This is a genomic window from Microbacterium sp. H83 (assembly GCF_001650405.1).
Classification (GTDB): domain Bacteria; phylum Actinomycetota; class Actinomycetes; order Actinomycetales; family Microbacteriaceae; genus Microbacterium.
Window position 1 is genome coordinate 21,145 of record NZ_LWCU01000015.1, and the last position, 25,785, is coordinate 46,929.

Consider the following 25,785-nt stretch of genomic DNA (forward strand, 5'->3'; position numbering starts at 1 on the left):
CATTCAACTACACGCGGGACGATTCGGAGACATGGAAAATCCCCGACGGCCGAAACCGTCGGGGATTCCCGATCCCGTTCATGTGCGGTGCGCTAGTCGTTCACCTTCACGCGACGGTTCACCTCGCGGGTCGCGGAGAACTTCAGCACCGTGTAGTCGTTGACCTCCCCGGCGCCCTCGTCCTTCGAGAACTGCACGCGGTGCCCCTTGTGCGTCTGCGGGTAGAACTTCCCGAAGTTGGTGAGAGTCACCGTGTTCCCCTGGCCCACCAGATCGAGCAGCTCGTCGATCATGGCGTTGTAGGCCGTCTGTGCGGCGTGGACGGAGATCCCTCCCCGACGTGCGAAACGCTGCACGAATTCCCGCTTGCTCACCCTGTTCGCATCCAGCGACCGTGATGTGCTCATGTGTTTCACCATCCCAGTGGTATCGCTCGTCGCCGAGCGTCTCTGCGCTGTACCCCTACCAGCGGCGTCCGCGACGTGTGCAGGTCCCAATCTCCTGCGACGACGCCGGGATGTGCCAGTACCCCAGCCTGTGCTCTTCGAGAGTATTACCTCTTCCTTGGTTTATGCGGTGAATCCAGGATTCCGCTTGTCTCATCCGGGAGGAGCGACGCCCGGTTCCGATGCGCGGCGGCCGTCGACTCCTCGATCTGACGGCGGATGTCCCGTCCGCGGACGTCGGGCCCCACGGACAGGGGCGTCGGCCCGACGGTCCTGGTGTTGACGACGACGTGGCCGCCGTCGATGAGCAGGTCGGCTCTGACCCCGTAGCCGCGGCCGACGACGGCACCCGACGGGTCGGTGAGCTCGGTGACGTTGCCGCCCGCGGCCTCCTCGATCGATGCGAGCTGGCCCGCCGAGTAGCCCGCCGAGTTGTCGAACCCGGCGGTCGCGCGCTCGCCCGTCCGTCGGACGAGAGCAAGGTCGGTCTCACCCGGGGCACGGCGATCTCCCGGGTGCACCCTGGCATCGAGGTAGTGCGTGGTGCTCCCGCCGTCCTCGCTCGACGCGACCCGGTCGTCGTACGCCAGCACGACGAGATTCACCGACTTCGTGGCGCCGACGCCGTGCGTGCATGCCCGCAGATCGACCACGGGTTCCTCCTGTGCGGTCGGGGCGACGCGCGTCCGTGCGCGCCGCCGATGGGTCAGGCGTCCTGTCGGTCTCCGCCGCCGAGCAGAGCGCGGATCGGATAGGCCTGGTCCTCGAGGATCACCTGCACGGCGCGTCCCGTCTCCCGGTGCATGACGATCGGCGCCCGGAGGTTGATGTACACCCCGTCGTCCGCGGGATTCGCCACGACCAGGACCCTCGGCTCGTCCCCGTCGACGGCGCCGATCTCGACGCGGACGGCTGCGGGGATCTCGGGGGCGTATCCGAAGGCGCCGGAGCCCGCGTCGAGAAGGAACAGTCGGACGTCGGCGTCGAGGGCGCGCAGCGCGTACAGTCCCGCGGCCCCGTCGACGGGGTCGAGGCGGAAGGCCGTGTACGGGTTCAGTCCCGGCATCGGCGAGGCGAACTCGACGGAGACACCGGATTCGGCGGGGGCGGGGGCAGCGGGCGCGGTCATCGGAGGAACTCCAGGAGGTTGGTCTGCAGCGACGTGGCCGTCACCTTCAGTGCGGACTGGAAGACGAGCTCCGCGGATTGGAGACGCACGAGCACCTCGAGGCTGTCGACGTTCTCGACCTCCGTGCGGCGAGCCTCGAGGTCGACCGACACCGAGAGGTTCTGGGCGGACGCGCGCTCGATCTGGCTCTGTCGAGCGCCGGCCGCGCCCCGCGCGGCGACGACGTCGGTGAGGCGGGCATCGATGTCTCCGAGGCGCGCCCCGACGTTCGCTCCGCCGCGCAGCTCCGCCGCGATGTCGCGCAGGAGGGCGAACGCGCTGTCGGCTCCCGCACCGAACGCCTGCGCGCCGTCGTAGTCCACGCGGACCGTCTCGTTGTCGCTGATCCGCCGCGTCACGCCGTCTCCCGGGCTGCCGTTGAACGCGAAGGTGCCGGGTTCGAAGGCCGACGCCGCATCGCTGGTGCCGGCGAAGACGCTGCGCCCGAGCACCGTGGTGTTCGCCTGCGCGAGCAGCTCCGCGCTGATGGTCTCGAGCTCCTGGGCGATCGACTCGCGAGCAGTGGGGCTCAGTGCACCCGCGTTGGCGCCCTGGGACGTGAGGTCGCGCGCCCGGTTGAGCAGATCGGTGCTGGCGCCGAGGGCCGTGTCGATCGTCGTGACCCAGGCCAGGCCGTCGCTGAGGTTGCGGGCGTACTGCGCGACGCGCGACTGGTCGCCGTGCACCCCGAGCGTGGTCGCGGCCGCGGCGGGATCCTCGCTGGGCGAGCGGAACGCCCGCTGCGAGGCCGCCTGGTTCTGCAGGCGCTCGCGCTCGACGAGATTCGTCTGCAGCGTGCGCAGCGACTGCTGCGTCATCGTGCTGCTCGTGATGCGTCCGATCATGATGCTCCAGGGATCAGCGGCCGACGAGGCCGGTGCGGTTGATCAGCAGGTCGAGCGCCTCGTCCATCGCGGTCAGCACGCGCGCCGCCGCCTGGTAGGCGGTCTGGTACGTCAGGAGATTGACCGTCTCCTCGTCGCCGTCGACGGAGGAGTTCGACTGCTGCGCTGTGACGGCGGCCACCGCTCCCATGTCGGCGATGTCGGCGCGCTGCAGGTCGCCGGCGACGGTCACGGCGAAGCCGGTGACGAAGCTCGACCAGGTCTTGCTCGGGCCGGTGGCCGACGTCCCGAGCACGCTGATGCGGTCGGCGATCGTCGTGTCCTTCGCACCCGCGCCGACGGCGGCGAGGGCCAGGTCCTCAAGCGACGTCGGCACGACCGTCAGACCGAGCGCCGCCGGTCCCGTGGCCGAGAGCGCGAAGAAGTCCGCTCCCGGGGTGCCGGACGGCGTCACGCCCGTGCGGTGGATGTCGTTGACGGCGGTCGCGAGTGCGGTCGCCGTCTGGTTGTACGCGGCGGCGACGGCGGCCAGCGAGCCGCCCTCCGCGGCGGGGGCGAGCGCGCTGATCGTGCCGCCCACCACTCCCCCGACCACTCCGACGGTCACATCCGGTCGGTCGGCCCAGGCGACGCTGATGCGCCCCGCGTCCGAGAGGTCTCGCGGGCCGTCGACGACCAGTGCTCGGCTGGTGTCGCCGGAGACGAGCGCGTTGCCGTCGAGTCGGAGAGTGAGGGTGCCGTCCTCCTCGACCACGCCCTTCGCGCCGATCGCGGTCGACAGCTGCTGGGCGAGCACGTTGCGCTGATCGATGAGCTCGTTGGCCGTGCGACCGGACTGCAGCGCGTCACGGATCTGTCCGTTGAGGGCGGCGACCTGGCCGGACACGGCGTTCACATCCGCGATGTCCCGATCGATCTGCCCACGCAGATCCGTCCACTGGCCCGCGATCGTCTCGTAGCCGGCCGAGATCTGACCGGCCAGGACCTGGGCGTTCGTGAGCACGACCTGCGCCGCTGCCGCGTCCGGCATGTTGGCGAGGTCGGACCATCCCGACCAGAAGCGGTTGAGGTTGGCCGCCAGGCCGTCCTTCGTCGGCTCGGCCATCACGTTCTCCGCCTGGCTCGCCGCCGTCGCGCGGGCGGTCCAGAACCCCGAGGTCGCGAGCGCGTCACGCACCCTGGCGTCGAGCACGTTGTCACCGAGGCGGGCGACTGGCGTGACGCTGACTCCGGCGCCGACCGCGAAGCCGGTCTTCCACAGCCCCGTCTGCCCTGCCGCACCGACGGAGGTCTGGTCGACGCGCTGACGGGTGTACCCCGAGGTCGTCTGATTGGCGATGTTCTGCCCGGTGACGGTCATCCCCGCCCGTGCAGCGGACAGAGCGGACTCCGCGAGCCGGATCCCTGCGAACGAAGACATGGCCCCTCACATCCGAGTGTCGAGCAGGCGGGCGTCGACGTCACGAGCGACGTCTCCCGACGGGGTGTACTCCCCCGTCGGCACGCCGAGACCCGCGATGGTCTCCTGCGTGACGCGGATGGCCGTGCGGAGCCGCTGCTCGTTGACCTGCTTCATCTGGTCGATCTCCTCGGCGAGGGCGAGCATCGTCGTCAGGTGACCCGTGAGCACCTCGCGCCAGGCCTCCGTCGGCGCGGCGTCGATCAGCTCCCTGAGCGTGCGCGCGTCCGGGGCGCCCCACTCGTCCGCCACAGCGACGACGAGGGAGTCCCGCGAGAGGGCGGCCGTCGGCATGGCGGCCAGGACCCGCTCGATCTCGTTCACGGCGTGACGGATCCAGCGGTTGCGTCCCGTCGCCAGGAGCATCTGCTGCTCGTCGAGCTTGAACAGCAGCAGCTCGAGCAGTTCGCGCTCCCGCATCAGTTGCATGCTCAGGTCATGAGCGGCCACGGTACGTCACCTCGTCAAGTCGCAGTCGTCGTGGCGGGTTCGCCCGTCACGCAGACGACTATCGCGACACGATCGCGACGCAGTAACTCCCCGAGGTCCGTGCGACGGCGGGGAGCAGTCCGTGCGACGGCGGGGAGCAGTCCGTGCGACGGGCACCGAGCAGTCCGTCAGGACGTGCCGCCCAGCCGCCCGAGCGCGCCGAGGAGCGCCGTCTGTGCGGCTTCGTCGGACGAGGTCTGCACGGCCTCCTGGTTCGCGTCGCCCACCGCGATGACGATCTCGGCACGGTTGATGCGCTTGTCGCGGGGCGCGTCGATCCCCACTCGGACGCCGCCAGGGGTCACGGCGAGGATGGTGACGGTGATGTCGTCGCCGATGACGATGCTCTCGTTCGCGCGCCTCGTCAGTACCAGCATGCTCGTGTCCGCCTTCCATGGCTGCAGCGCTCGTCACGCCGTCCTGCTGCCAACATACTTCATTCCACTCGTAAATGAGCAGAAGAAGGAGGCTAGACGGCGGTGCTCGGCAGAGCGGCCTGCGTCGCACGGACGACGCCGACGACGTCCGTGGCCAGGCCCCCGGCCGCGGCCTCGTCATACGACAGCACGGGGAGTCCGCTGATCTGCGGGGCGACGAGGCGACGGACCGCCTGTCGCAGCGAGGGCGCGCACACCAGCACCGGCTCCGGCCCGTCCTGACCGAGCTCGCCGATCGTGCGCCGCACGTTCTCGAGCACCTGCATCGTCGCCTCGGGTGTCAGGACGATCTGCGGCTGCCCGTCGATCACCCGCATGCCCTCGAGCATCTGCTGTTCGAGCATGGGCTCGAACATCACCACGCGGATGCGCCCGTCCAGCGCGAATCGCGCGGCGATCGCCGGCCCCAGCGCCGCACGCGCCGCATCGATGAGGCCCGCCGTCTCGGTCGACGTGCGGCCGCGCAGCACGAGCGCCTCGTAGATGCGGGCGAGGTCGTTGATCGGCACGCGCTCGGCGAGGAGTCCGGCGAGCACGCGCTGGATGGCGGCGAGAGAGAGCACGGCCGGCGTCAGCTCCTCGACCGTCGCGGGGCTGGACTGCTTCAGGTGGTCGGTGAGCTGGCGCACGTCCTCGAGTGACAGCAGGCGGTCCGCCTGGCTCTGCACCAGATCGGAGAGATGCGTGATGATGACGCTGGCCCGGTCGATCACGGTCGCGCCGGCCATGTCGGCGGCGTGGGACATCTCGGCGGGGACCCACTTGCCCTCGAGACCGAAGACCGGGTCGACGACGGCGGTGCCGGGCAGCTGCTCGAGTCCCGTCCCGATCGCCAGCACGTGTCCGCGGGGCACCGCGCCGCGACCGACCTCGACGCCCGCGATGAGGATGGCGTAGGTCTCGGCGGGCAGGTCGATGTTGTCCCTCGTGCGCACCGGCGGCATCAGGATGCCGATGTCCATCGCCAGCTTGCGGCGCAGGGCCTTCACGCGGGTGAGCAGGTCGCCCGCGCCTCCGGCGGCGAGATCGACGATGTCCGGGGAGAGCGAGATCTCCAGGGCGTGCACGCGCATCCGCTCCATGAGCTCCTCCGGTCCCTCCGCTCCGGCATCCGCCGCCTCCTGCTGACGCGCATCCGCCTCGATCGCAGCGTCGCGGGCCTCGTTCGCCTTCACCCGGGAGGCGGCGAACAGCAGCACGGCGCCGATCGCGAGGAAGACGAGCAGGGGCATGCCGGGGATGAAGCCCATCGCGATCGCGGCGAGCCCGGTGATCACCAGCGCGTTGCGCGACTGCAGCAGCTGGCGCCCCGCGGCCTGGCCCATCTCGGCCTCGGCGTTCTCGCGGGTGACGATCATTCCGGTCGAGACGGCCATGAGGAGCGCCGGGATCTGCGTGACCAGTCCGTCGCCGATGGTGAGGATGCTGTAGGTCTCGAGCGCGTCGCCCATCTCCATGCCGTGCTGCACCATGCCGATGATGATGCCGCCGACGAAGTTGATGACCACGATCACGATGCCCGCGATGGCGTCGCCCTTGACGAACTTCGACGCGCCGTCCATGGCTCCGTAGAAGTCCGCCTCCGCAGCCACCTCGGCACGCCGCCGGCGCGCCTCGGCATCCGTGATGAGGCCGGCGTTGAGATCGGCGTCGATCGCCATCTGCTTGCCCGGCATGGCGTCGAGAGTGAACCGGGCGCCGACCTCGGCGACGCGCTCCGCGCCCTTCGTCACGACGACGAACTGGATGACGGTGAGGATCAGGAAGATCACGGCGCCGATGACGAGCGACCCGCTGATCGTGATCTGTCCGAACGCCTGGATCACCTGGCCTGCGTGCGCCTCGCTGAGCACGAGACGGGTCGAGGCGACGTTCAGGCCGAGGCGGAACAGCGTCGCGACGAGCAGCAGGCTCGGGAAGACGGAGAAGTCGAGGGGCTTCTTGACGAACATCGCGGTCAGCAGGATCAGCAGCGCGAACGAGATGTTCAGCACGATGAGCACGTCGAGCAGCGGCGTCGGGATGGGGACGATCAGCAGGAGGATGATCCCCACGACGCCGACCGGCACCGCGGCCTTGGACAGCAGCTGACCGATCATGCGCTCCACCTTCTCGTCGTTCCGTCGTGACGGCTCACAGGCCACGCTCCCTCGTGCTCGCGAACGGCATCGTGTGGACGCCCCGCGCGGATCCGCGTCGCTTCAGGTGCTCGATGAACGCCAGCACCTGGGCGACCGCGGTGAACAGCTCCTCCGGGATCTCCCGGCCGATCTCGACCGCCGAGTGCAGCGCTCTGGCGAGCGGGATGTCGCGGATCATCGGCACCCCCGCCTCCTCCGCCCGCTCGCGGATCTTCTGCGCCACGACGCCCGCGCCCTTCGCGACGACGCGCGGAGCCGACTTGCCCGGCTCGTACCGCAGCGCCACCGCCACATGGGTCGGATTGACGAGCACGACGTCGCTGTCGCCGACGGCGGCGATCATGCGATTGCGGCTCATGGCGATCTGCCGCGACCGTCGCTGCGAGCGGACGAGCGGGTCGCCCTCGCTCTTCTTGTGCTCGTCCTTGGCTTCCTGCTTGGTCATGTGGGTGTGCTTCCGGTTGCGGCGCATGACCACGGCCACATCGATCGCCGCGAGGAGGATGCCGACCACCACCGCCACCTGCAGCAGCGCGACGGTGCCGCCGGCCGCCTGCTCGAGCAGCCACGTGATGTTGTGACTGCCGCTGGACATGAGCACCGGCACGAGACCGGACACCACGATCCACAGCGCCACGCCGATCGCGACCGTCTTGAGCAGCGCCTTCGCTCCCTCCCACAGCGCGTGCTGTCCGAAGGTGCGCTTGATGCCCGCCACGAGGTCGAACTGCTCGGTGCGCATCGTCACGCCGCGGAGATGCACCCCGCCCTGAGCGACGGCCGTCGCGGTCGTCGCGAGCAGCACGACGAGCAGCATCGGCAGCAGGATGCCGCCCAGGGCGGTCATCGCCTCGGCGAGCACGTCCAGAGCCGCGCCGTCGGTGGGGTTCGCGGCGACGCGGGTGACGCCGAGGGACAGCTCGGTCACCACCTGCGTGCCCGAGGAGATCGTGGGCACCATCATGACCGCGGCCGCGGCGATGCAGACCCATGCGGTGAAGTCCTGGCTGCGGCCGATCTGCCCCTTGCGTCGCGCCTCCTTGAGGCGACGCTCGGTGGCCTTCTCGGTGCGCTCTCCGCTTCCGCCGTCGCTCATCGGATCACCCCCAGCAGCATCCGGACGGCATCGTCCGTGATCCCGGCCACGACGCCGGGAAGCGCCGCGTAGACGAAGCCGACCAGCAGCAGCGTGAGGCCGATCTTGATCGGGAAGCCCATCGCGAACGCGTTCAGCGCGGGCGCCACGCGCGAGACGAGTCCGAGACCCACGTCCGCGAGGAACAGCACGATGAGGAGCGGCCCGGCGATCTGCACCGCGCTGAGCATCATCTGCGATGCAGCCCCCACCAGCGCCTCGGCGGGCTCGGCGAGATCGATCACGCCCGTGACCGGTACCGCGTCGAACGACCGGAACAGTCCGCCGAGCACGAGCTGATACCCGTCGGACGCGAACAGGAGAACGATGGCGGTCATCTGGAAGAGCCGGGTGAACTGCGCGCCGTTGATCGCCATGGCGGGATCGAACGCCTGCGCCAGCTGGAATCCGCCGAACGTGTCGACGAGGTGCCCTGCGCCCTGGATGGCGCTGAACAGCACCATCACCAGGAAGCCGAGCAGGGCTCCGGTGAGCGCCTGCCCCGCGAGCGCGAGGAGGAAGCCGCCGGTGTCGAGCCGCTCGTATCCGCTCGTGACGACCGGCGAGACCGCGAGCGCGAGGCCGACCCCCAGCATCGCCCGGATCCGCATCGGGATCGTGCCGTGGCTGAACGGCGGGGCGATGACGAGGAAAGCCGTGATGCGCACGCACGCGAGCGCTGTCGCCTCGAGCCAGGTGAAGTCGATCGTGACGTCCATGACCCGCCTCAGCCGCCGTTCAGGAGCATCGGGATCCGCGCGAACATCTCGTTCGTGAACGCGATCATCTCGGCGATCATCCAGTGACCGCTCACGAGCAGGGCGATCCCGACGGCGATGAGCTTCGGGACGAAGGAGATCGTCATCTCCTGCACCTGCGTGATCGACTGCAGCAGCGAGATCGCGAAGCCGACGACGAGCGCGGTGATGAGCATGGGCGCGCACAGCTTCGCGCCGACGATGAGGGCGGCCTGCCCGATGTCGATGACCGCTTCGGGATTCATCCGCCGCCCCCGCTGTACGACTGCACGAGTGCCGTGATCACCATGCCCCAGCCGTCGATGAGGAGGAACAGGAGGATCTTGAACGGCAGCGAGATCATCACCGGCGGGAGCATCATCATGCCCATCGACATGAGCGCGCTCGCGACGACCAGGTCGATCACGAGGAAGGGGACGAAGATGATGAAGCCGATGAGGAAGGCCGCGCGCAGCTCGCTGATCATGAAGGCGGGCACCAGCGTCTGCAGCGGGATGCTCGCGGCATCCGTCGGGTTGTCCATCTGCGCCGCCCGGTGCATCAGCGCGATGTCCTCTTCGCGGGTGTAGGCCAGCATCCAGTCGCGGAGCGGCGCCTGCGCGAGCTCGAAGGCGCGTTCGAAGTCGATCTGACCGGCGGTGAACGGGCTGACCGCCACGGTGTTGATGTCCGTCAGCACCGGCCACATGATGAACAGCGTGAGGAAGAGGCTCAGACCCGCGAGCACCTGATTCGGCGGGATGGACGGGAGCGACAGCGCGTTGCGGGTGAGGGCGAGCACCACGAAGATCTTCGTGAAGCTGGACATCATCAGCAGAAGGGCCGGCGCCACGCTCAGGACGGTGATGCCGAGCAGCGTCATGATGCTGTCGGACGGCGTGCCGTTGATGCCGTTGATCGTCACGCCGCCGCCGTCGCCGTCGCCGACCTCCATCGGGACCGCGGCGTGCGCGCCCGCGGCGGAGAGCAGCACGATCGCTGCGGCTCCGCCGAGCGCAACGGCGAGGAGCACGGCGCTGCGGCGGGAGACGCGCCGTCCGCGCACGGGCGGCGCGGTGCGGGGCACGGATGCGGGCACGGAGGCACTCCGAAGATGGGAGATGTGGCCGATCCGTAGCCGGGGAGTCGAGCGATCCGTGCTCGACGTCGACTATCGCGACGGTGCCGGTCGGGCGTAACCGTCGCCCGCGGGTCTCAGGCGACCGAGCGCAGCGCGCGATCGACGATGTCGTCGGGCGGCTCCGGCGCCGCATCGACGGCCGGCGCGAGATCCTCCTCGACGACCGGCGCCTCCTGCGTGTCGACCACGTTGATGCCCTGCTCCGTCACTCCGAGCACATAGCGGATGCCGCCGAACTCGGCGACGACGAGCTGCGCCTTCCCGCCGAGCCCGGACCGGGCGACGACGGTGATCTTCTCGGGCCGCGGTCGCGGCGCCGCCGACGGACGGGACGGCCTCCGCGTCGCGAGGGAGCGCAGCGTCTTCGGCAGCAGTTCGGCGACGGGACTCGTGCCCTTCGCCTGGCTCTTCTGGACGCGGCGGCTCAGGAAGAGCAGCAGACCGAGCACCGCTCCCGAAGCGACGATCGCACGCAGCGCGACGAGCAGGTCGTCCATGGGTCAGACCGCCTCGGCGCCGTCGAGGATGCGCTCGACCCGGATGGCGAAGTCGCCTTCGGCGACGACGACTGTGCCGTGGCCGATGAGTCGTCCGTTCAGCTTGATGTCGGCCGGCGACCCCGCCGCGCGGTCCAGCTCGACGACGCGGCCGGGCTCGAGCGACAGGACGTCGCGCACCGGCATGCGCGTGCGACCGATCTCGACCACGAGCTCCATCTCGACGCCCGCGATGCGGCTGAGACGCTGCGGCCCGGCGGACGCCGGGGCCCGGTCGCCGTCGATGCGCACCGAGGTGCGCCCCACCACGGCGCCCGAGGCGTCTACGAGGTCGAAGACCTGCGTTCCCGCGTCGGTGAACACCTCGGCGGCCGCGACCACGTGGCCGTTCCCGAGAGAGCCGGCCCCGAGCACGGCCACCGCCGCCTCGAAGATCGGATGCAGGCGGTCGGCGAGATCCGCGGTGGGCGATCCGTCCTCGAGGTGGGAGGGGTCGGCGATCTGGATCGCGATGCGGGCTCCGGGGCTGCCTGCGAAGGTGACGACCACGGCGTCGCCCGAGGCGCCCGGGTCGGTGGAGGGAGCCGGGATGACCGGGTAGGCGAACGGCAGCTTGCCGGCAATCGCCGCGGCGACGGCGGTCTCGTGGAAGGTGCTCATCAGATGGTCTCCTCGTGGGTGGTCGTGATCCTGAAGGTGAGCCGCGATCCGCGGCTGCCCGGTGTCGCGCGGGCGAGGTGGGTGCCGCCCGCGACGAGCTCGTACGGGGTGGTCTCGGGATGAGGCAGCCGGAGCAGGTCGCCCGGCGCGAGGTCGAGCACCTGGCCCGCGCCGATCGTGAGCGGCGCCAGACGCAGCGTGACCTCGAGCGGAGTGCTGCGCACCTGGTCCAGGGTGTGCTGCGCGGAGTGGACGGCGGATGCGTCCGAGCCGGTCGCCGCCAGCCGGTCGACGACGGCCGACGCCGGGAGCATGACCGTCGCGGTGGTCTCGGTCTCGCCGAGGCGCATCGTGTACCGCGCCACGATCACCGCGGCGGCGGCGGAGATCACCTGCATGTACTGCGGGTTGTAGTGCACGGCCGCGAAGCGGGGCTCCCCGGGCAGGAGGCCGCCGAGGCTGGCATGCAGGTGCTCGAACGTGCCGTCCATGAGATTGCGGACGAGGGCGAGCTCGATCGGCGTGAACGTGCGCGCCTCGGGGAGCGAGGTGCTGCGCCCGCCCATCATCTGCACGACCCACAGCAGCGCGCTGTCGAGACCGAACTGCACGACGCAGGGCTCATCCCGGTCGGCGAAGGAGCCGGTGACCATCGCTGTCGTGCCGGGCAGGGTGGCCGCGTACTCCTCGTACGACACGAGCTCCACGCCTTCCAGCGACAGGTGCGCCCGCACCCGCACCTTGGCCGTCAGCTGCGACGACCACAGCCGGGCGAACGACTCGAACGCCGCCTCCAGGTGCCGTGTGCTCTCGCGGCCCAGCTGCGCGGGGCGGCTGAAGTCGTAGGCGGGGTACCGACCGGCGGGGTCGTGCAGCGCGGCGGCTGCGGTCATGGGGTTCTCCTCGACGCTGATGCTCATGTCTTCTCAGTTCGTGTCGGCGGCAGCGAGCGCGGGGACCAGCGCCCGCACCTGCTCCTCCTCGTTCGACTCGACGACGATGTCGACCCTGCGGTTGCTCGCCAGCGCCTCCACGCTGTCCCCCTGCGCGACGGGGCGCGTGTCGGAGAAGGCCGTCGCCTTGACCCTCGGGCCTGCGACACCCTCGTGCTCGACCAGGAACCGCGCGACCTGCGTGGCGCGCCCTCCGGAGAGCTCCCAGTTCGTCGCGAAGGGATAGGCGGAGAGGCGATGGTCCGCATGCCCCTCGACGCTGACCTGGTTGTCGACGCCGACCAGGACGTCGCCGATCGTGTCGAGCACCGCGACGGCCTTGCCCGAGAGATCGGAGCTGTTGTCGGCGAAGAAGGTCTCGGCGCCGATGAGCCCGACCTTCAGGCCCCGATCGTCGATGGCGAAGTCGACGGTGTCCTGCAGCCCCTGCACGGCCAGCGCCGCGCTCATCCTGTCCCGCAGCTGCTCGAGCGTCTCGTACTCCGCGGCGGCGCGGGCGGCGAGGTCCACCACGCCGTCGTCGTCCTGCAGCTCCGGCGGGATCACCATGCCCTCCGCCGTGTCGGCGCCGCCCTCGGTGGCCTCCTGGCCGAAACCGGTGGCGAGGCTGTTCGCGAGCAGCTCGAACTTCGTCTTGTCGACGTTCGACACGGCGAAGAGCACGATGAACAGGCACATGAGCACCGTCACCATGTCGGCGTACGACACGGCCCAGCGCTCGTCGGGCTCGTCGTGGGAGTCGTCGTCGTGGCCGCGACGCCCCGGGCGGCGGGCTGCGCTCACGGCGCCTCCTCCGCGGACCGCTGCTCCCGCTTCTGCTTCCGGGCCTTCGGCTTCACGGTCGAGAGCGCTTCGAGGCGCTCCTGGAGCAGGTGCGGCGCGCTGCCGGCCTGGATCGCGAGGATCCCCTCGGAGACGAGCGTCATGCGCTCGAGCTCCACGGCCCCGATGCGGTTCAGCCGACCCGCGATCGGGTTCCAGATGAAGTTCGCCGAGAGCAGACCCCACAGCGTCGCCACGAAGGCGGCGGCGATCATCGGACCGAGACTGTCGGGCTCGTCGAGCTTCTCGAGCACGTGCGTCAGGGAGACGACCGTCCCGACGATGCCGATCGTGGGCGCGTACCCGCCGAGGGAGGCGAAGAACTTGGCCGCGACGCGCGTGCGCGCGGTGGCGGCGGTGATCTCGTCGTCCATCGTCATGCGCAGGTCCTCGGCGTCGGTGCCGTCCGCGAGCGCCTGCAGCGCCTGGCGCGTGAACAGGTCGGGGGCGCCGTCGAGCTCCTGCTCGAGCGAGAGGAGTCCCTCGCCGCGGGCCTTCTCGGCGTACCCGACCAGGTACGGGATCACGGCCTCCGGCGTCGCCTTCGGGCCGCGCACCATGCGACCGAGGCTCTTCACGGCGAGGATCGTGTCGCGGAGGGTGTGGCTGGCGATGCCGACGCCGATCGTCGATCCGAGCACCAGGATCATCGGCGCCGGGATCAGGAGGGCCTGGAAGCTGGCGCCCTCCATCGTGATCATCGCGACGAGCGCGCCGAACGCGAGGATCACGCCGATGATGAATGCGGGATCCACCGTCACTCCCCCGCGTTCCGGCCGAGCGTCCGCGCGGCGTCGAGCACCCGTGCTCGGTAGGCGACGACGAGCTCGATGACGGCGTCGAGGCTCTCCGCGACGACGTAGACATGACCGTCGATCATGTGGAGGGTCGTGTCGGGGGACGCCTGGACGCGCTCGATCAGGTCGGGGTTGACCGCGAACCTGGTCTGGTCGAGTCGGGTGACGGTGATCATCGAGCTGTCTCCGGGCGTCGGATGCGAGAGGGAGGTCTGGCCCGACTATCGCGACGCGATCGGGCGACCGTAACCCGCGCCGGATGCGCATCGGCGAGAGGAGCACGCGCAGAGAACCGGAACAGCACACGCGTTAGTAGCGTTTAGCATGGATAAACCTTACTAAGGCGTGAGACAATAAGCTTTGTGATGAGCGAGCTCAAGGCAGCCTGGCCGCCGCACCAGTCCGAGGTACTCCCCTGGCGCCAGCAGATGCGCGGCGGGACGAGGGCCGACCGGACGCTGAGCTCGGTGGAGGCGAGCATCCCGCCGTTCATCGCCGAACTCGAGTTCGTGCCTCCTATCGGCAGCCTCCTGCTGTCAGAGTCGGCACTCCTCGCGATCGCACACGCGGACACGGACGCCGAAGGTCATTCCGCGGCGTTGAGCCGATTCATGATGCGCACCGAATCCGTCGCCTCATCGAAGATCGAGCGGATATCTGCAAGCGCGGCCGACTATGCCAGGGCCCTCGCCGGCAATCGCTCGAACAGCTCCGCCACCAGCATGGTCGCGGCGAGCACCGCGCTGCACCGGCTGGTGAGCGACGTCGGCGAACGTGCGGCGTTCACGCTCGACGATCTGCTCGCGGCGCATCGAGCACTCATGCAGGACGATCCTGTGGAAGCGGACTACGCGGGACGGCTGCGCGACATGCAGAACTGGATCGGTGGCAGCGATCATTCACCGCGGGACGCGTTTTACGTTCCCCCCGCACCCGAGCGGGTTGCCGGACTCATGGACGATCTTCTCGACTTCCTCAACAGGGACGACGTGCCGGTGCTCGTTCAGGCTGCGATCGGTCATGCGCAATTCGAGTCGATCCACGCCTTCACCGACGGCAACGGTCGCATCGGGCGCGCTCTCGTCTCAGCGGTGCTGCGGAGACGTGGAGTGGCCCGGAATGCCGTCATCCCCCTCGCCAGCGGCCTGCTCGCCAAGCGCGACGACTATTTCAGCGCGCTGACCATCTATCGGACGGGAGACCCCTCGCCGCTCCTCGACCTGTTCGCCCGTTCAGCGCGTGCTGCCGCGGAGTGCTCGCGCGTGACGATCGAGCGCATCACGGCCATTCCCGGGGAATGGACGCGCGAGCTGCATCCGCGAGCAGGATCGGCCGTGGAAGCTCTCATCCCGGCTTTCTACGACCACCCGGTGATGGCGGCGACCGAGATCGAGCAGCGCTCAGGCGCCTCGGCGCAGCAGACCTACCGAGCGATCACGCAGCTCGAGCAGGCCGGCTTCATTCAGGAGATCACCCGGCGAAGACGAGACCGCGTATGGGTGGTCTCCGACTTGCTGGCGGAGCTGGACGACCTCGACCGTCGTATTCGTCGGGCGATGTCCTGAGCGACCTCCCGCGTCAGCGCAGGAGATCTGTCACAAGGCGCTCGAAGTCAGGATGATCCTGTGGGCGATGTCCGTATCCGGGAAGTCGTGCGCGCGACGCGCCGCGTTGCGCCAGCGCATCGGCGATCACCTCGTACTCGTCGTTCCACGCCCCTGTCACGACCACGGTCCGGACGCCGTCGAGCGCGGCGGCGTCGAGACCGAATCCCCAGGGCGGGCGCTTCGCTGCGAAGGATTCCGCGCTTCGGCGCTCATCGGCCCAGTGCGACTCCACGGCAGGCCCACCGAACATCAGCGGTCGGATGATCGACCAGTAGCCGAACAGGTCACCCGCGGTCGCCAGCGACCGGGCGCGCGTCACCGCCTCGATGTGGTGCTCGATCGATGGCACGCCGCGAACGGCGTCGTACAGAGCGGGCTCGACCAGCACCACGGCTTGCGGGACGACCCGCATCGAGCGGACAGCGAGGGCGAGGGGCACCGCTGCAGCAGAGTGCGCGAACAGAACCGCCTGCGGGGGCACCTTCCGCTCCAGCACGTCGACGTTCCGCTCCGGCGATGCCGCGAGATCGAGCGCGACGTACGACGGGTCACCCGTCGCGGACGGCCACGCGGCTGCGCCGCGGCGGCGGCTGCTGTGGAGGAGGACGCGCACCCGCACATGCTATCCGCGTCCGAGCACGGCACCGCGGATGCCGTGAGTCAGCGCTTGAGCTGCGTCAGCTCCTGCAGCACCTCGTCGCTGGTGGTGATGATGCGCGCGTTGGCCTGGAAGCCGCGCTGCGCGACGATGAGGTTGGTGAACTCCTGCGACAGGTCGACGTTGCTCATCTCGAGTGCGCCGGAGACGAGGTTGCCGAACCCGGCGTCGCCCGGCTCGCCCATCCGTGCAGCGCCGGAGTTGACCGAGACGCGGTAGGACGTGCCTCCGGCCTTCTCCAGGCCCTCCGGGTTCGCGAACGTCGCCATCGCGATGCGGCCCAGGGTCTGGGTCGCTCCGTTGCTGAACGTGCCCACGATCGAGCCGTCGCCCGTGATGCTGTACGACTTCAGGGTTCCCGCGGCCGCGCCGTCCTGCTTCGTCACCGCGACGGTCGACAGCTCGGCGTAGCCGGTGACGGCGCCGAGGTCGACGCTCACCGATCCGGCGGTGAGGGTCAGCCCCGCACCGGTCTGCGTGCCGTTGGTGAAGGCCAGGGCGCCGGTGGCGCCGCTCGTCGGCTCCGTGACGTTCCATCCGGTCGCGGTGCGGGTGAACGTCAGGCTCAGCGTCGACGGGGTGCCCTGCGCGTCGTACACGGTCACGTCGCGCACGAGCTGGTCGCCGGCCGCGGCGGTCGAGGGCAGGTTGCCCGAGACGGTCGCCGACGTGGTCGCCCGAGCGGGCGCGACGGCGTCGAGCGGCAGCACGATGTTGCCGACGGCCTGACCGCTGTTGACGACGCCGTTCTGCGCCGCCCAGCCCTGCACGACCGAGCCGTCGGCGGTGACCATCTTGCCCGTGGGATCGAACGAGAATCCGCCCGCGCGGGTGTAGAGGGTCTCGCCGCCCGAGCGCACCGCGAAGAACCCGTCGCCGGAGATCATGAGGTCGCCCCCGCGGCCGGTCGCCTGGGCCGAGCCCTGCGCGAAGTTGGTGCGCACGCCGGCGACCTGCACGCCGAGGCCGACCTGCGCGGGGTTCCGCCCGCCGACCTCGTCGTCGGGGATTCCGGGGTTGCCGATGAGCTGCGACAGGGAGTCCTGGAACAGCACGGAGGATCCCTTGAATCCGGCGGTGTTCACGTTGGCGATGTTGTTGCCGGTCACATCGAGCATGGTCTGGTGCGAGCGGAGACCGGAGATGCCGGAGTAGAGCGAGCGAAGCATGTGTTTCTCTCTTCCTGTGTCGGTGGGAGGTCAGGCAGCGGCGGCGGATGCCGGTGCGGGCGATGTCGTGGAGGTGATGCCGGTGATGAGGTCGAGCGCGACGCTCTTCCCGCCGATGGTCACCTGCGGGATGGGACCGTCGAAGGAGACCTTCGTGACGATGCCCGTGATGCTGGCGCCGTCGGCGTCCTTGTAGCTCGCCTCCCGGCCGATCAGGGCCGTGGCCGCCTGACGCATGCTGAGCGCGAAGGCCTCGGTGCCGTTGTCGGCGAGCGTGGTGAGCTGCTCCATCATGGCGAGCTGCGTCGTCTGCGAGATCATCTCGTTGGTGTCCATCGGGCTCGAGGGGTCCTGATGGGTCAGCTGCGTGACCAGGAGCTTGAGGAAGACCTCGCTGTCCATGGTCTGCTTCCGGGTCGCGGGGTCGGTCGTGCTTCCCGTGTAGATCGAGCTCGGCGGGCTCACCGCGTCGACGGTCATGGTGATCGGGTCCTCTCAGGCGAAGATGTCGAGGCCCGCGCCGATCGCGGCGGGGGCGGTGGTCTGTGGGCGGGGCGCGGCGCCGGATGCATGCTCGCCGGGGCGGCGCTCGCCGCGGGCGTCGGGGCGCGGTTCGCGACCGGCGCCCTGGTCGGCGGACGCGCCGCCGTCGCCGGTGGAGCTGCGTCCGGCGCCTCCGTCGTCGAGCGCACCCTGGGCCACGCTCAGGGTGGCCGTCGGGATGACGGAGGCGAGGTCGCGGCGCAGATCGGTGGCGATCATCCGCAGCGCGTCGCGCCCGGCATCCGTCCCTCCGAACAGCTCGACCTGCACCTCCCCTCCCGCGCCGATGTGCGCGCGGAGGGTGACCGGTCCGAGGCTGTCGGGATTCACGGTCATCGTGAGCTGGTGCGTGCCGGCGGGACGCTGCGCGATGCTCACGATCACCGGGGACACCTGTGCGGCCACGGCCCGCGTCGTCGCGGACGAGGCCTCCGGCGCGTCGGTGGGCGCGATCGGCAGGGCTCCGGCTGTCGGCATGGCCGCCGCGGCCGTGCCCATGCCGACCGACGGAGCGGCCGGCGAGGTGCTCGACGTCGGGGGCGCCGAGCTCGAGGCCGAAGACGCGCTGGACGCCGAGCCGGTCGGGGGCGCCGGGTCCGCGGCATCCGTCTCGTCCGCGGCCTGGGGAGACGTCTCCCCCGAGGTCACGACGCGCACCTCGGGCTGAGAGTCGTCCCTCGCGGGAGCGGCCGGCGCGCCTCCCGACGACACGGTGGGCGCGGGAGACGTCGTGGAGGGAACGGCGGCCGCCTGTGGGGCGACGGCACGTGCCGCGCCGGTCGCCGACGCGGGTCCTGCGTCCGGCGCGATGGATGCTGCCGTGGCCGCCGGCGATACCGAGGCGGCCGGCGAGGCCGGGGCGGCCGGAGCGGAGTCCGCCGGCGCGGAGCCGGAGTCACCTGCGGGGCCGGGGTCCGAGACGACGGATGCCGGAGCCGGTGTGCCGCCCGTCCCCGCGAGAGCCGAGGTGGCCGAGCTGCCGGGGGGGCTCGAGGCGGTGATCGATGCCGGGGTCGCGGGTCCGGGCCCCTCGGCCGACGGGGTCTCCACCTCGTCCGCGAGGAGCAGCGCGCCCGCCACCGCGGAGGCGAGGTCACCGGTCACCGGCGATGCGTCCGCCGCCGTCGCCGCCTCGTCCTGCGGGGAATCCGCCGCCGTCGTCGTCGGCGCGCTCGGATCGCCGACGAACGCCTGCTCGGCCGAGCCGCGCGCCGCACCGAGGGCTTCGCCGAACGCCGATCCCGAGGACCCGGCGGAGGTCGCGCGACCGTCGCCGTGCGCGGCAGGCGCCGAGACGCTCATCATCACCGCGGTCATCCGAGCAGCCCGGTCAGCTTCTGCAGGGTGGTCCCGAGGTCCGTCGAATCCGTCGACCCGGCACTGCCGGCGCCGCCGGTGCTCGCCGAGAAGAGCGTCTGCAGAGCCGCGACCAGCTCCGCGCCCGTCGCCTCGCTCGTCGCGCCGACGACCGTCGCCGGGGATCCGCTCGCCGGGTCGGATGCCGCTCCCGAGCCCGCCGTCGCCTGCACGGCGTCCAGCACTCCGGCGAACGTCGAGGCCGCCGACGCGCCGGTGGCCTCGGCTCCGGAGGGGGCGGCCGCCTCCGCGACCCTCGCGGCCCGCGAGGTCGTGTCCAGGGAGACGATGCGGCTCTCGATGTCGCCGACCCGTGCGATCACGGCGTCCAGTCCGCTCATGCCGCGCTCCCCTCTCCCCGAGCGCTGCGCGCGACGGCGATCTCGTCGAGCGCGACCTGCTCGGCGGCGAGCTCGGCGTTCACCGCCTCGACACGATGGGTGCTCTCGAGGCGCTCGAGCCCCTTGAGCTCGCGGCGTGCCTCGACGTGGGCGGACTTCGCCTCCGACTCGGTGTCCCGGCTGAGCTCCGCGAGCGCCTGCAGGTCGCCGAGAGCGCTGCGGCCCGCCGCACGAGCCGCCGCCATCGCCATGAGCGTCTGGGCGTCGCCGACGAGGGGGCGGAGGTCGGTCAGGCTCGCGATCGCGTCCTGCGTCGCCGCCTCGGCCCGCGCCCGTTCCGCGCTCGCTCGAGCGAGCTGCTCCGCCGCCACCCGTTCTTGGGCGCCGCGCACGCGCAGCAGGCCTGCCAGGGGAAAGGTCATGAGGTCAGTCCTCCGAAGTCGCGGGAGAGTGCAGCGAGCCGCTGCCAGGAGTCGGTCGGCGATACGAGCTCGTCCATCGGCTGGGTGAGGAAGCCCGTGATCGCGGAGTCGTGGGTGACGGCCGCGTCGACGAGCGGATTCGCGCCCGGCCGATATGCGCCGATGTCGATGAGGTCGTTCGCGCTGCGGCGCGCGGCCAGCACACTCCGCAGCGTCACGGCATCGCGGCGCTGATCGGCGGTGGTCACCTTCGACACCACGCGCGAGACCGAGCCGAGGACGTCGATCGCCGGGAAGTGGCCGCGCACCGCGAGGGCCCGGTCGAGCACGACATGGCCGTCGAGGATCCCGCGCGCCGCGTCGGCGATGGGCTCGTTGTGATCGTCGCCGTCCACGAGCACGGTGTAGAGACCGGTCACCGATCCGGCGACGCCCGTCCCCGCCCTCTCGAGCAGGCGCGCGAGCACCGAGAACGTGGACGGCGGGTACCCGCGGGTCGCCGGCGGCTCCCCCGCGCTCAGGCCGATCTCCCGCTGCGCCATCGCGACGCGCGTGAGCGAGTCCATCATGAGCATCACGTCGAGGCCGTCGTCGCGGAACTGCTCCGCGATGCGCGTCGCGACGAACGCCGAGCGGAGGCGTGCCATGGCCGGCTGGTCGGAGGTCGCGACCACCACCACCGAGCGGGCGAGACCCTCCGGCCCCAGGTCGTCCTCGAGGAACTCGCGCACCTCGCGACCGCGCTCGCCCACGAGGGCGATCACCGTGACGTCGGCGGTCGAGCCGCGCGCGATCATCGACATCAGCGACGACTTGCCCACGCCGGAGCCGGCGAACAGACCCAGCCTCTGCCCGACCCCCATCGGGGTCATCGTGTCGAGCGCGCGCACCCCGGAGCCGAGCTGGCGGTCTATGCGGCGCCGGTGCATGATGCTGGGCGCATCGTGGTCGAGCGGCACGTGCACCGCGGTCCTGTCGATGGGTCCTCGGCCGTCGATCGGGCGCCCGAGACCGTCGAGCACCCGCCCGAGGAGGGCCGCTCCCGTCGGCACCTGCAGCGGCGCGCCCGCGTGGCGCACGCGAGCCCGGGCATGGATGCCGTCGAGGGGCCCCAACGGCATGCAGCGCGCCGAAGAGCCGTCGACCGCGACGATCTCCGCGTCGACCGGGCGCCCCTCCACGGCGTCGATGCGCACCCGGTCGCCCACGGCGCCGTCGATGCCGCGGACCTCGACGCCGAGTCCGCGCACGGCGCGGACGGTGCCCGAGCGCTCCGGTCGGGCCGCCTGCAGCGCCCGCCGCCAGGCGGCCGTCGACGGAGGGGCGACCGTCGTCTGAGGCGTGATCGCGGTCCTCATGGCGCGGCCGTCATCGGATCGTCGGCGTCGTGCAGCGCCGCCGTGGCGCGAGCGATCGCCTGCGCGATGCGCGTGTCGACGGCGCCGTCCTCGATCTCCACGAGTGCTCCGCCGGCGTCGACGGTCGGCGACGAGCCCACCTCGACGCCTCGCAGCAGGGGCGCACCGTCCGGATCGGCGGCGAGCGTCGCGGCGTCGCGGTCGCTGAAGGTCACACGGGTCCAGCGGTCACGGGGCATCTCGGCGAGGGCGCGGCGCACCGCATGACCGGCAGACCGCGCCGGGTCCGACAGCTCGGCGCCGAGGATCTCGACCGCGAGCTCGAGGGCCAGGGCCTCGATCCGCTCGGCCGAGAGGGCCGCGAGCTCGGCCACCCGCGCCTCGAGCGCCTCGTGCGCGTCCCGCACCGCGCTCAGGATCGAGCCGCGCTCATGCAGATAGGCGTCGACGAGCTGCTGCATCCGCACCTGTTCCGCGGCCCGCTGCTCCTCGGCCTGAGCGAGCGCGATCCGCCGGCCCTCCGCGAAGCCCTCGGCATATCCGCGCGAGCGCGCACGATCCGTCTCGCCGCGCAGGTCGATCGGCGCGTCGCCCACGCGCGGGACGACGAGCGGCAGGAAGGCGGTCTCGGACACGGCGGGCACCCCGACGGTAGAAGGTGGTGTGGCCTGTCCGTGGCCCCAAGGGCGAGCGATCCGTGCTCCCTCTCGACTATCGCGACGCTCGATCGGGTGTGTAACCACCGCGCTTCCGGCATCGCCTGGCAGGGGGATCACTCGATGAGCTCGTCCTCGTCCTCGCGGGAGATCGTGATCTCCTCGGCGGCCTCGAGCTCGCGGATGATGCGCACGATCTCGGCGCGCGCCTCGTCGACCTGACGCATCCGGACGGGCCCGAGCACCTTGGTCTCCTCGGCGAGGTTCTCCTGGTTCCGCTCGGTCATGTTCGACCTCACCTTGTCGGTGATCTGCTCGTCCGCGCCCTTGAGGGCGAGCGCGAGCATCCGCAGGTCGATGCCGCGGAGCACCCGCTGCGCGTCCCGGTCCTCCAGCCGCGCGATGTCGGCGAAGGTCACCATGCGGCTGCGGATGTCCTCGGCGAGGGCCAGGTCCCGACCCTCCAGCGATGCCAGCAGCGACTTCTCGAGGGCGGTGTCGGAGCGGTTGATGATCTCGACGAGCGGCTGCACGCCCCCGATCGACTCGTGGTTGTCGCGCATCGCGAAGATGCCCGTCCGGGAGCGCAGCGACTCGGCGACGATGGAGATCGCCTCCTGCGTGGCGGTGCCCATCGTGGCGATCGCCTGTGCGACGTCCGTGCGCAGCGGGTCCTGTAGCGCCGCGAGCACCGCGGCGGCTCTGTCCGCGCGCAGGTTGGCGAGCACGACGGCGACCGTCGTGGGGAGCTCGCCCTCGAGGATGGTGGCGAGCTGGGCGGGATCCGCAGCACCCAGGAAGTCGAACGACACGGTGCCCTGGGACATCACGCGTCCGACGATGCCGACGGCCTTCTCGCGACCGAACGCCGTCTCCAGCAGCCCGGTGGCGAGCTCCTGCCCGCCGCGCGAGGGCACGGCGCCGCCGTTGGCGATACGGCGGAACTCGCCCAGCGCCAGGGCGGTGGAGGCGACGTCGACACCGCCGAGCTGCGTCAGCTCGGCGGCGAGCATCTCGGAGCGCTCCTCGCCGAGGTGACGCAGCACCTCGGCACCGGCGGCGCGGTCCATGTTCATCAGCACGATGGCCGCCTTGCGCAGACCGCTCATGCTCGGCGGCGGGACGCTCTGCTCCGTGGGCGCGGTCGAGACCTCGATCGTGTCGGCCTGCGCGTCGAGCATCTCGGTCAGCATGCTCATACTCTCGCCTCGTCCATCAGCTCGGCCAGTGCGGTCGCCGTGGCCTCGGGTTCGCGCCGTGCCAGGTCGTCGATCTCACGACGACGCCGCTCGACGAGGATCTTGTCGGGTTCCGGCTCGTCGTCGATGTCCACGGATGCCGAGGGCAGCAGCGCCGTCGGAGCGGGCAGCGGAATGGCATCGCCGTCCTTCAGCCCGCGCAGCGACTTCAGCTTCTGCTCCTCGTTCTCGGTCACCGTGGCGAAGTACTCGATCGGTCCGTCGTCCGTGTACAGCACCCGTCGCTTCATCTTCCGTCGCACCGCGAGGAACACGACGAGGATGATCACCGCGAGCAGGATGGATCCGCCGATGATCGCCGACCGCAGCAGCTCCTGCTGGAACTGCTGCTCGCGCTCGGCCTCGGCCGCCTGCAGGGCCGTCTGCGCCGCGGTGGCGCCGGTCTCGCTGAACTCCACGAACTCGACCGCGATCGCGTCGCCGCGCTCGACGTCGATCCCTGCGGCGGACGCCACGAGCGCTTCGATCTGCCCCGCGGTGACACCCGTGACGGCGCCGCGGTTCAGGGCGATGCTGACGGTCTGCCGCGTGACCTCGCCGGCCGGGGTGATGGTCTTCTCGGTGGACTTGTTCACCGCGTTGCTGCGCGACGTCTCCTCGAACTCGTACGAGCCGTCGCCGTCCCCGTTCGGCACCGCGATGTTGTCGGGACCGAGCACGCCGGTCCCGTTCGCCTGGCCGCCGGTGTAGGTCTCGGTCGTCGTCTGCTCCGAGGCACTGAGCTCTCCGTCCGGCGCCGAGTACGTCTCGTCCATGCGCTCCGACGTCGAGTTCGCGACGTCGGCGGAGACGGTCACGGTGGCGTTCCCCGGTCCGACGATGGTGTCCAGCATGGCGCTCACCGACGCCGCGACCTTCGCCTCGTGCTCGGTCGCCTGCTTCGAGGAGCTGCCCGTGAGTCCGGCCCCCACGGCCGACAGCACGGTGCCGTTCTGGTCCGTGACCGCGACGTCCTCCGGCGTCATGCCCGGCACTGCGGCGCTCGTGAGGTGCACGATGGCCTCGATCTTCTCGTCGCTCAGCGTCGACCCGTTGCGCGTCTTCACGAAGACGGATGCCGTCGGGCTCTGCTGCTCGGAGACGAAGACGCTCTCCTCCGGGATCGCGAGCTGCACGGATGCCGTCGAGATGCCGTCCATCGCGCCGATCGTGCTGGCGAGCTCGCCCTCGATCGCCCGCTTGTACGTCACCGACTGCTGGAACTCGCTCGCCGTCACCCCCATCTTGTCGAGCAGCGTGTACCCCTCGCTGGTGTCTCCGGGGAGTCCGGCGGATGCGGCGGCGAGACGCTGCGCGTAGACCTGGTCGTCCGGCACCAGGATCGTCGCTCCGCCCTCCGCGAGCTCGTACGAGACGCCGGAGGACTTGAGCTGCTCCACGACGGCGGACGCGTCGCCGGCGCTGAGGCCCGTGAACAGGGGGCTCATCTGCGGCCTCGTGAGCCAGGCGCCGAGGGCGATCGCGCCCATCACGAGCAGCGCGACTCCGATCACGGCGATCGTCCGCTGGGCGATCGAGAACTTCGAGACGACCGTCTTCGCGCGGTCGTAGTAGGTGGTGAGCACGGTGGGCATGGCTCAGGCCTGCATCCGCATGATCTCGTTGAATGCGGAGACGCTGCGGTCGCGCACGGCGACCACGAGGTCGAGCGTGACGGATGCGCGCGTCGACGCGATCATGGCCTGATGGATGTCCTGGAGGTCTCCGGTCACGGCCTGCACGGCGAGTTCGTTCGAGGTCGCCTGCAGCTGCTGCAGGCCCTCCATCGCTCCGGTCAGCGAGGTCGCGAATGCTCCTGCGGACGCCGGATCGCTCGGAGCCTCCGGTCCCGTCTCGAAGCTCAGGGCCGACAGCGGCGCGACGCCACCGACGGACACGGGGTCGATGGGGGTGCTCATCCGTTGCGTCCGATCTGCAGGGCGGCCTCGTAAGTGGTCTTGGCGCGGTCGACCACGGCCGCGTTCGCCTCGTACCCGCGCTGCGCGACGATGAGCATGCTCATCTGGTCACCGAGCTCGATGTTCGGGTACTGCACATAGCCGTCCTCGTCCGCGTACGGGTGCTCGGGGTCGTAGACGAGCTTCGCCGCCGCCTCGGACTCCACCACTCCCGCGACGTACACGCCGGGGCTGTCGGTGCCCGCCTGGACGGTGACGAGCTTCTCGCGGAAGGCGTCCTCGCCCGCGGGGGTCGCGGTGTTGACGTTGGCGATGTTGTCGCTGAGGGCGTCGAGCCACTTGCGGTGCGCGGTCAGGCCCGTGCCGGCGATGCCGATGGCGTCGAACGTCATGCGGAGGCCTGGCCGATCGCCTTGGTGATCGACGTCGCCTGGCCGCCGATGGCCTGGCTGGCGAACTGGAACCGCAGCACCGTGTCGATGTTCGACAGCGTCTCGGTGTCGAGATTGACGTTGTTGCCGTTCAGGCGGGTCGGCTCGAGCGACCGCTCGACGGTGGGCGAGACCGACCCCGAGCCCTTCGCGACAGCGGAGCGGAGCTCGTCCTCGAACTGCACGCGCTGGGCGTGGTAGTTCGGGGTGTTGACGTTCGCGATGTTCTCGGCGATCGAGCGCTGGCGCAGGGCCAGACCGTCGAGGGCGCTGATCAGCGCAGACGAGGTGACGGATTCGAGCACGGCGGCACTCCGGATGGTGGTGGCGAGGCCGATCCGTGGCCAGTCGTCGAGCGAT

Annotated in this window: 32 protein-coding genes; 1 reads left to right on the forward strand and 31 read right to left on the reverse strand. The window is 70.7% G+C overall.

The window, feature by feature from the left end:
• Positions 1–92 precede the first annotated feature (92 nt).
• The 18 genes from A4X16_RS07970 to A4X16_RS08055 all read right to left on the reverse strand — a co-directional run bounded on the left by A4X16_RS07970 (position 93) and on the right by A4X16_RS08055 (position 13,903).
• A complete protein-coding gene (locus tag A4X16_RS07970) occupies positions 93–407 on the reverse strand; it encodes an HU family DNA-binding protein (protein ID WP_067119007.1) in 315 nt (104 codons plus the stop codon).
• Positions 408–553: 146 nt separating this feature from the next.
• Complete coding sequence (locus A4X16_RS07975; RefSeq protein WP_067119010.1) at positions 554–1,099, reverse strand: hypothetical protein; 546 nt, start codon at positions 1,097–1,099, stop codon at positions 554–556.
• Positions 1,100–1,152: 53 nt separating this feature from the next.
• Positions 1,153–1,575 carry a flagellar assembly protein FliW gene (fliW, locus tag A4X16_RS07980; RefSeq protein WP_067119013.1) on the reverse strand — a complete coding sequence of 141 codons (423 nt, stop codon included), beginning with the start codon at positions 1,573–1,575 and terminating at the stop codon, positions 1,153–1,155.
• Entirely contained in the window at positions 1,572–2,459 is an 888-nt protein-coding gene (locus A4X16_RS07985) for a flagellin N-terminal helical domain-containing protein (RefSeq protein WP_067119016.1), read from the reverse strand. Before A4X16_RS07985 ends, fliW begins: the two co-directional genes overlap by 4 nt.
• Before the next feature lie 13 nt (positions 2,460–2,472).
• Positions 2,473–3,879, reverse strand: a complete 1,407-nt coding sequence (gene flgK / locus A4X16_RS07990; protein WP_067119019.1) for a flagellar hook-associated protein FlgK — start codon at positions 3,877–3,879, stop codon at positions 2,473–2,475.
• Between the two features lie 6 nt (positions 3,880–3,885).
• Positions 3,886–4,347 carry a flagellar export chaperone FlgN gene (gene flgN / locus A4X16_RS07995; protein ID WP_269454898.1) on the reverse strand — a complete coding sequence of 154 codons (462 nt, stop codon included), beginning with the start codon at positions 4,345–4,347 and terminating at the stop codon, positions 3,886–3,888.
• 188 nt (positions 4,348–4,535) lie between these two features.
• Positions 4,536–4,784, reverse strand: a complete 249-nt coding sequence (csrA, locus tag A4X16_RS08000; RefSeq protein WP_067119025.1) for a carbon storage regulator CsrA — start codon at positions 4,782–4,784, stop codon at positions 4,536–4,538.
• 92 nt (positions 4,785–4,876) lie between these two features.
• Positions 4,877–6,943 (reverse strand): flagellar biosynthesis protein FlhA, encoded by a 2,067-nt coding sequence (locus tag A4X16_RS08005; RefSeq protein ID WP_067119172.1) that lies wholly within the window; start codon positions 6,941–6,943, stop codon positions 4,877–4,879.
• Between the two features lie 34 nt (positions 6,944–6,977).
• A complete protein-coding gene (locus tag A4X16_RS08010; protein WP_067119028.1) occupies positions 6,978–8,081 on the reverse strand; it encodes an EscU/YscU/HrcU family type III secretion system export apparatus switch protein in 1,104 nt (367 codons plus the stop codon).
• Positions 8,078–8,839, reverse strand: coding sequence for a flagellar biosynthetic protein FliR (locus tag A4X16_RS08015; RefSeq protein WP_067119031.1), 762 nt, complete (start codon positions 8,837–8,839; stop codon positions 8,078–8,080). The genes A4X16_RS08010 and A4X16_RS08015 overlap by 4 nt, the downstream gene beginning before the upstream one ends.
• Before the next feature lie 8 nt (positions 8,840–8,847).
• Positions 8,848–9,123 carry a flagellar biosynthesis protein FliQ gene (gene fliQ / locus A4X16_RS08020; RefSeq protein ID WP_067119034.1) on the reverse strand — a complete coding sequence of 92 codons (276 nt, stop codon included), beginning with the start codon at positions 9,121–9,123 and terminating at the stop codon, positions 8,848–8,850.
• A complete protein-coding gene (fliP, locus tag A4X16_RS08025; RefSeq protein WP_442922906.1) occupies positions 9,120–9,956 on the reverse strand; it encodes a flagellar type III secretion system pore protein FliP in 837 nt (278 codons plus the stop codon). Before fliP ends, fliQ begins: the two co-directional genes overlap by 4 nt.
• A gap of 116 nt (positions 9,957–10,072) precedes the next feature.
• Complete coding sequence (locus A4X16_RS08030; protein WP_067119037.1) at positions 10,073–10,495, reverse strand: flagellar biosynthetic protein FliO; 423 nt, start codon at positions 10,493–10,495, stop codon at positions 10,073–10,075.
• A gap of 3 nt (positions 10,496–10,498) precedes the next feature.
• Positions 10,499–11,155 carry a FliM/FliN family flagellar motor switch protein gene (locus A4X16_RS08035; RefSeq protein ID WP_067119040.1) on the reverse strand — a complete coding sequence of 219 codons (657 nt, stop codon included), beginning with the start codon at positions 11,153–11,155 and terminating at the stop codon, positions 10,499–10,501.
• Positions 11,155–12,075: a flagellar motor switch protein FliM gene (locus tag A4X16_RS08040; protein ID WP_082914361.1), complete on the reverse strand. Its 921-nt coding sequence runs from the start codon at positions 12,073–12,075 to the stop codon at positions 11,155–11,157. The genes A4X16_RS08035 and A4X16_RS08040 overlap by 1 nt, the downstream gene beginning before the upstream one ends.
• A 6-nt stretch (positions 12,076–12,081) precedes the next feature.
• The gene (locus A4X16_RS08045) at positions 12,082–12,891 is read right to left on the reverse strand and encodes an OmpA/MotB family protein (RefSeq protein WP_067119044.1); all 810 of its coding nucleotides are present in this window, start codon (positions 12,889–12,891) and stop codon (positions 12,082–12,084) included.
• Positions 12,888–13,685 (reverse strand): motility protein A, encoded by a 798-nt coding sequence (locus A4X16_RS08050; protein WP_067119047.1) that lies wholly within the window; start codon positions 13,683–13,685, stop codon positions 12,888–12,890. The genes A4X16_RS08045 and A4X16_RS08050 overlap by 4 nt, the downstream gene beginning before the upstream one ends.
• Before the next feature lie 2 nt (positions 13,686–13,687).
• Positions 13,688–13,903, reverse strand: a complete 216-nt coding sequence (locus tag A4X16_RS08055; protein ID WP_067119050.1) for a flagellar FlbD family protein — start codon at positions 13,901–13,903, stop codon at positions 13,688–13,690.
• Positions 13,904–14,092: 189 nt separating this feature from the next.
• Here A4X16_RS08055 and A4X16_RS08060 point away from each other — a divergent pair, with 189 nt between their 5' ends.
• Complete coding sequence (locus A4X16_RS08060) at positions 14,093–15,292, forward strand: Fic family protein (RefSeq protein WP_067119178.1); 1,200 nt, start codon at positions 14,093–14,095, stop codon at positions 15,290–15,292.
• 13 nt (positions 15,293–15,305) lie between these two features.
• Here the strand turns inward: A4X16_RS08060 and A4X16_RS08065 are convergent, their stop codons facing one another.
• The 13 genes from A4X16_RS08065 to A4X16_RS08125 form a co-directional block, all read right to left on the reverse strand.
• A complete protein-coding gene (locus tag A4X16_RS08065; RefSeq protein ID WP_157560037.1) occupies positions 15,306–15,947 on the reverse strand; it encodes an alpha/beta fold hydrolase in 642 nt (213 codons plus the stop codon).
• Positions 15,948–15,994: 47 nt separating this feature from the next.
• Positions 15,995–17,161 carry a flagellar hook protein FlgE gene (locus tag A4X16_RS08070; RefSeq protein WP_067119056.1) on the reverse strand — a complete coding sequence of 389 codons (1,167 nt, stop codon included), beginning with the start codon at positions 17,159–17,161 and terminating at the stop codon, positions 15,995–15,997.
• A 30-nt stretch (positions 17,162–17,191) separates the two neighbouring features.
• Positions 17,192–17,641, reverse strand: coding sequence for a flagellar hook assembly protein FlgD (locus A4X16_RS08075; protein ID WP_067119060.1), 450 nt, complete (start codon positions 17,639–17,641; stop codon positions 17,192–17,194).
• Between the two features lie 15 nt (positions 17,642–17,656).
• Positions 17,657–19,021 (reverse strand): flagellar hook-length control protein FliK, encoded by a 1,365-nt coding sequence (locus A4X16_RS08080; protein ID WP_067119063.1) that lies wholly within the window; start codon positions 19,019–19,021, stop codon positions 17,657–17,659.
• Positions 19,018–19,401 (reverse strand): hypothetical protein, encoded by a 384-nt coding sequence (locus A4X16_RS08085; protein WP_067119066.1) that lies wholly within the window; start codon positions 19,399–19,401, stop codon positions 19,018–19,020. Before A4X16_RS08085 ends, A4X16_RS08080 begins: the two co-directional genes overlap by 4 nt.
• Positions 19,398–19,823, reverse strand: coding sequence for a flagellar FliJ family protein (locus A4X16_RS08090; RefSeq protein ID WP_067119068.1), 426 nt, complete (start codon positions 19,821–19,823; stop codon positions 19,398–19,400). Before A4X16_RS08090 ends, A4X16_RS08085 begins: the two co-directional genes overlap by 4 nt.
• On the reverse strand, positions 19,820–21,181 hold the full coding sequence (locus A4X16_RS08095; RefSeq protein WP_082914362.1) for a FliI/YscN family ATPase: 1,362 nt from the start codon (positions 21,179–21,181) through the stop codon (positions 19,820–19,822). The genes A4X16_RS08090 and A4X16_RS08095 overlap by 4 nt, the downstream gene beginning before the upstream one ends.
• Positions 21,178–21,816, reverse strand: a complete 639-nt coding sequence (locus tag A4X16_RS08100; protein ID WP_157560039.1) for a FliH/SctL family protein — start codon at positions 21,814–21,816, stop codon at positions 21,178–21,180. The genes A4X16_RS08095 and A4X16_RS08100 overlap by 4 nt, the downstream gene beginning before the upstream one ends.
• Positions 21,817–21,953: 137 nt before the next feature.
• Positions 21,954–23,036 (reverse strand): flagellar motor switch protein FliG, encoded by a 1,083-nt coding sequence (gene fliG, locus A4X16_RS08105; RefSeq protein WP_231880307.1) that lies wholly within the window; start codon positions 23,034–23,036, stop codon positions 21,954–21,956.
• Positions 23,033–24,670 carry a flagellar basal-body MS-ring/collar protein FliF gene (fliF, locus tag A4X16_RS08110; protein ID WP_067119074.1) on the reverse strand — a complete coding sequence of 546 codons (1,638 nt, stop codon included), beginning with the start codon at positions 24,668–24,670 and terminating at the stop codon, positions 23,033–23,035. The genes fliG and fliF overlap by 4 nt, the downstream gene beginning before the upstream one ends.
• 3 nt (positions 24,671–24,673) lie before the next feature.
• On the reverse strand, positions 24,674–24,994 hold the full coding sequence (gene fliE, locus A4X16_RS08115; protein ID WP_067119077.1) for a flagellar hook-basal body complex protein FliE: 321 nt from the start codon (positions 24,992–24,994) through the stop codon (positions 24,674–24,676).
• On the reverse strand, positions 24,991–25,386 hold the full coding sequence (gene flgC / locus A4X16_RS08120; protein ID WP_067119080.1) for a flagellar basal body rod protein FlgC: 396 nt from the start codon (positions 25,384–25,386) through the stop codon (positions 24,991–24,993). The genes fliE and flgC overlap by 4 nt, the downstream gene beginning before the upstream one ends.
• Positions 25,383–25,730 (reverse strand): flagellar basal body rod protein FlgB, encoded by a 348-nt coding sequence (locus A4X16_RS08125; protein WP_067119083.1) that lies wholly within the window; start codon positions 25,728–25,730, stop codon positions 25,383–25,385. The genes flgC and A4X16_RS08125 overlap by 4 nt, the downstream gene beginning before the upstream one ends.
• Positions 25,731–25,785: the final 55 nt, after the last annotated feature.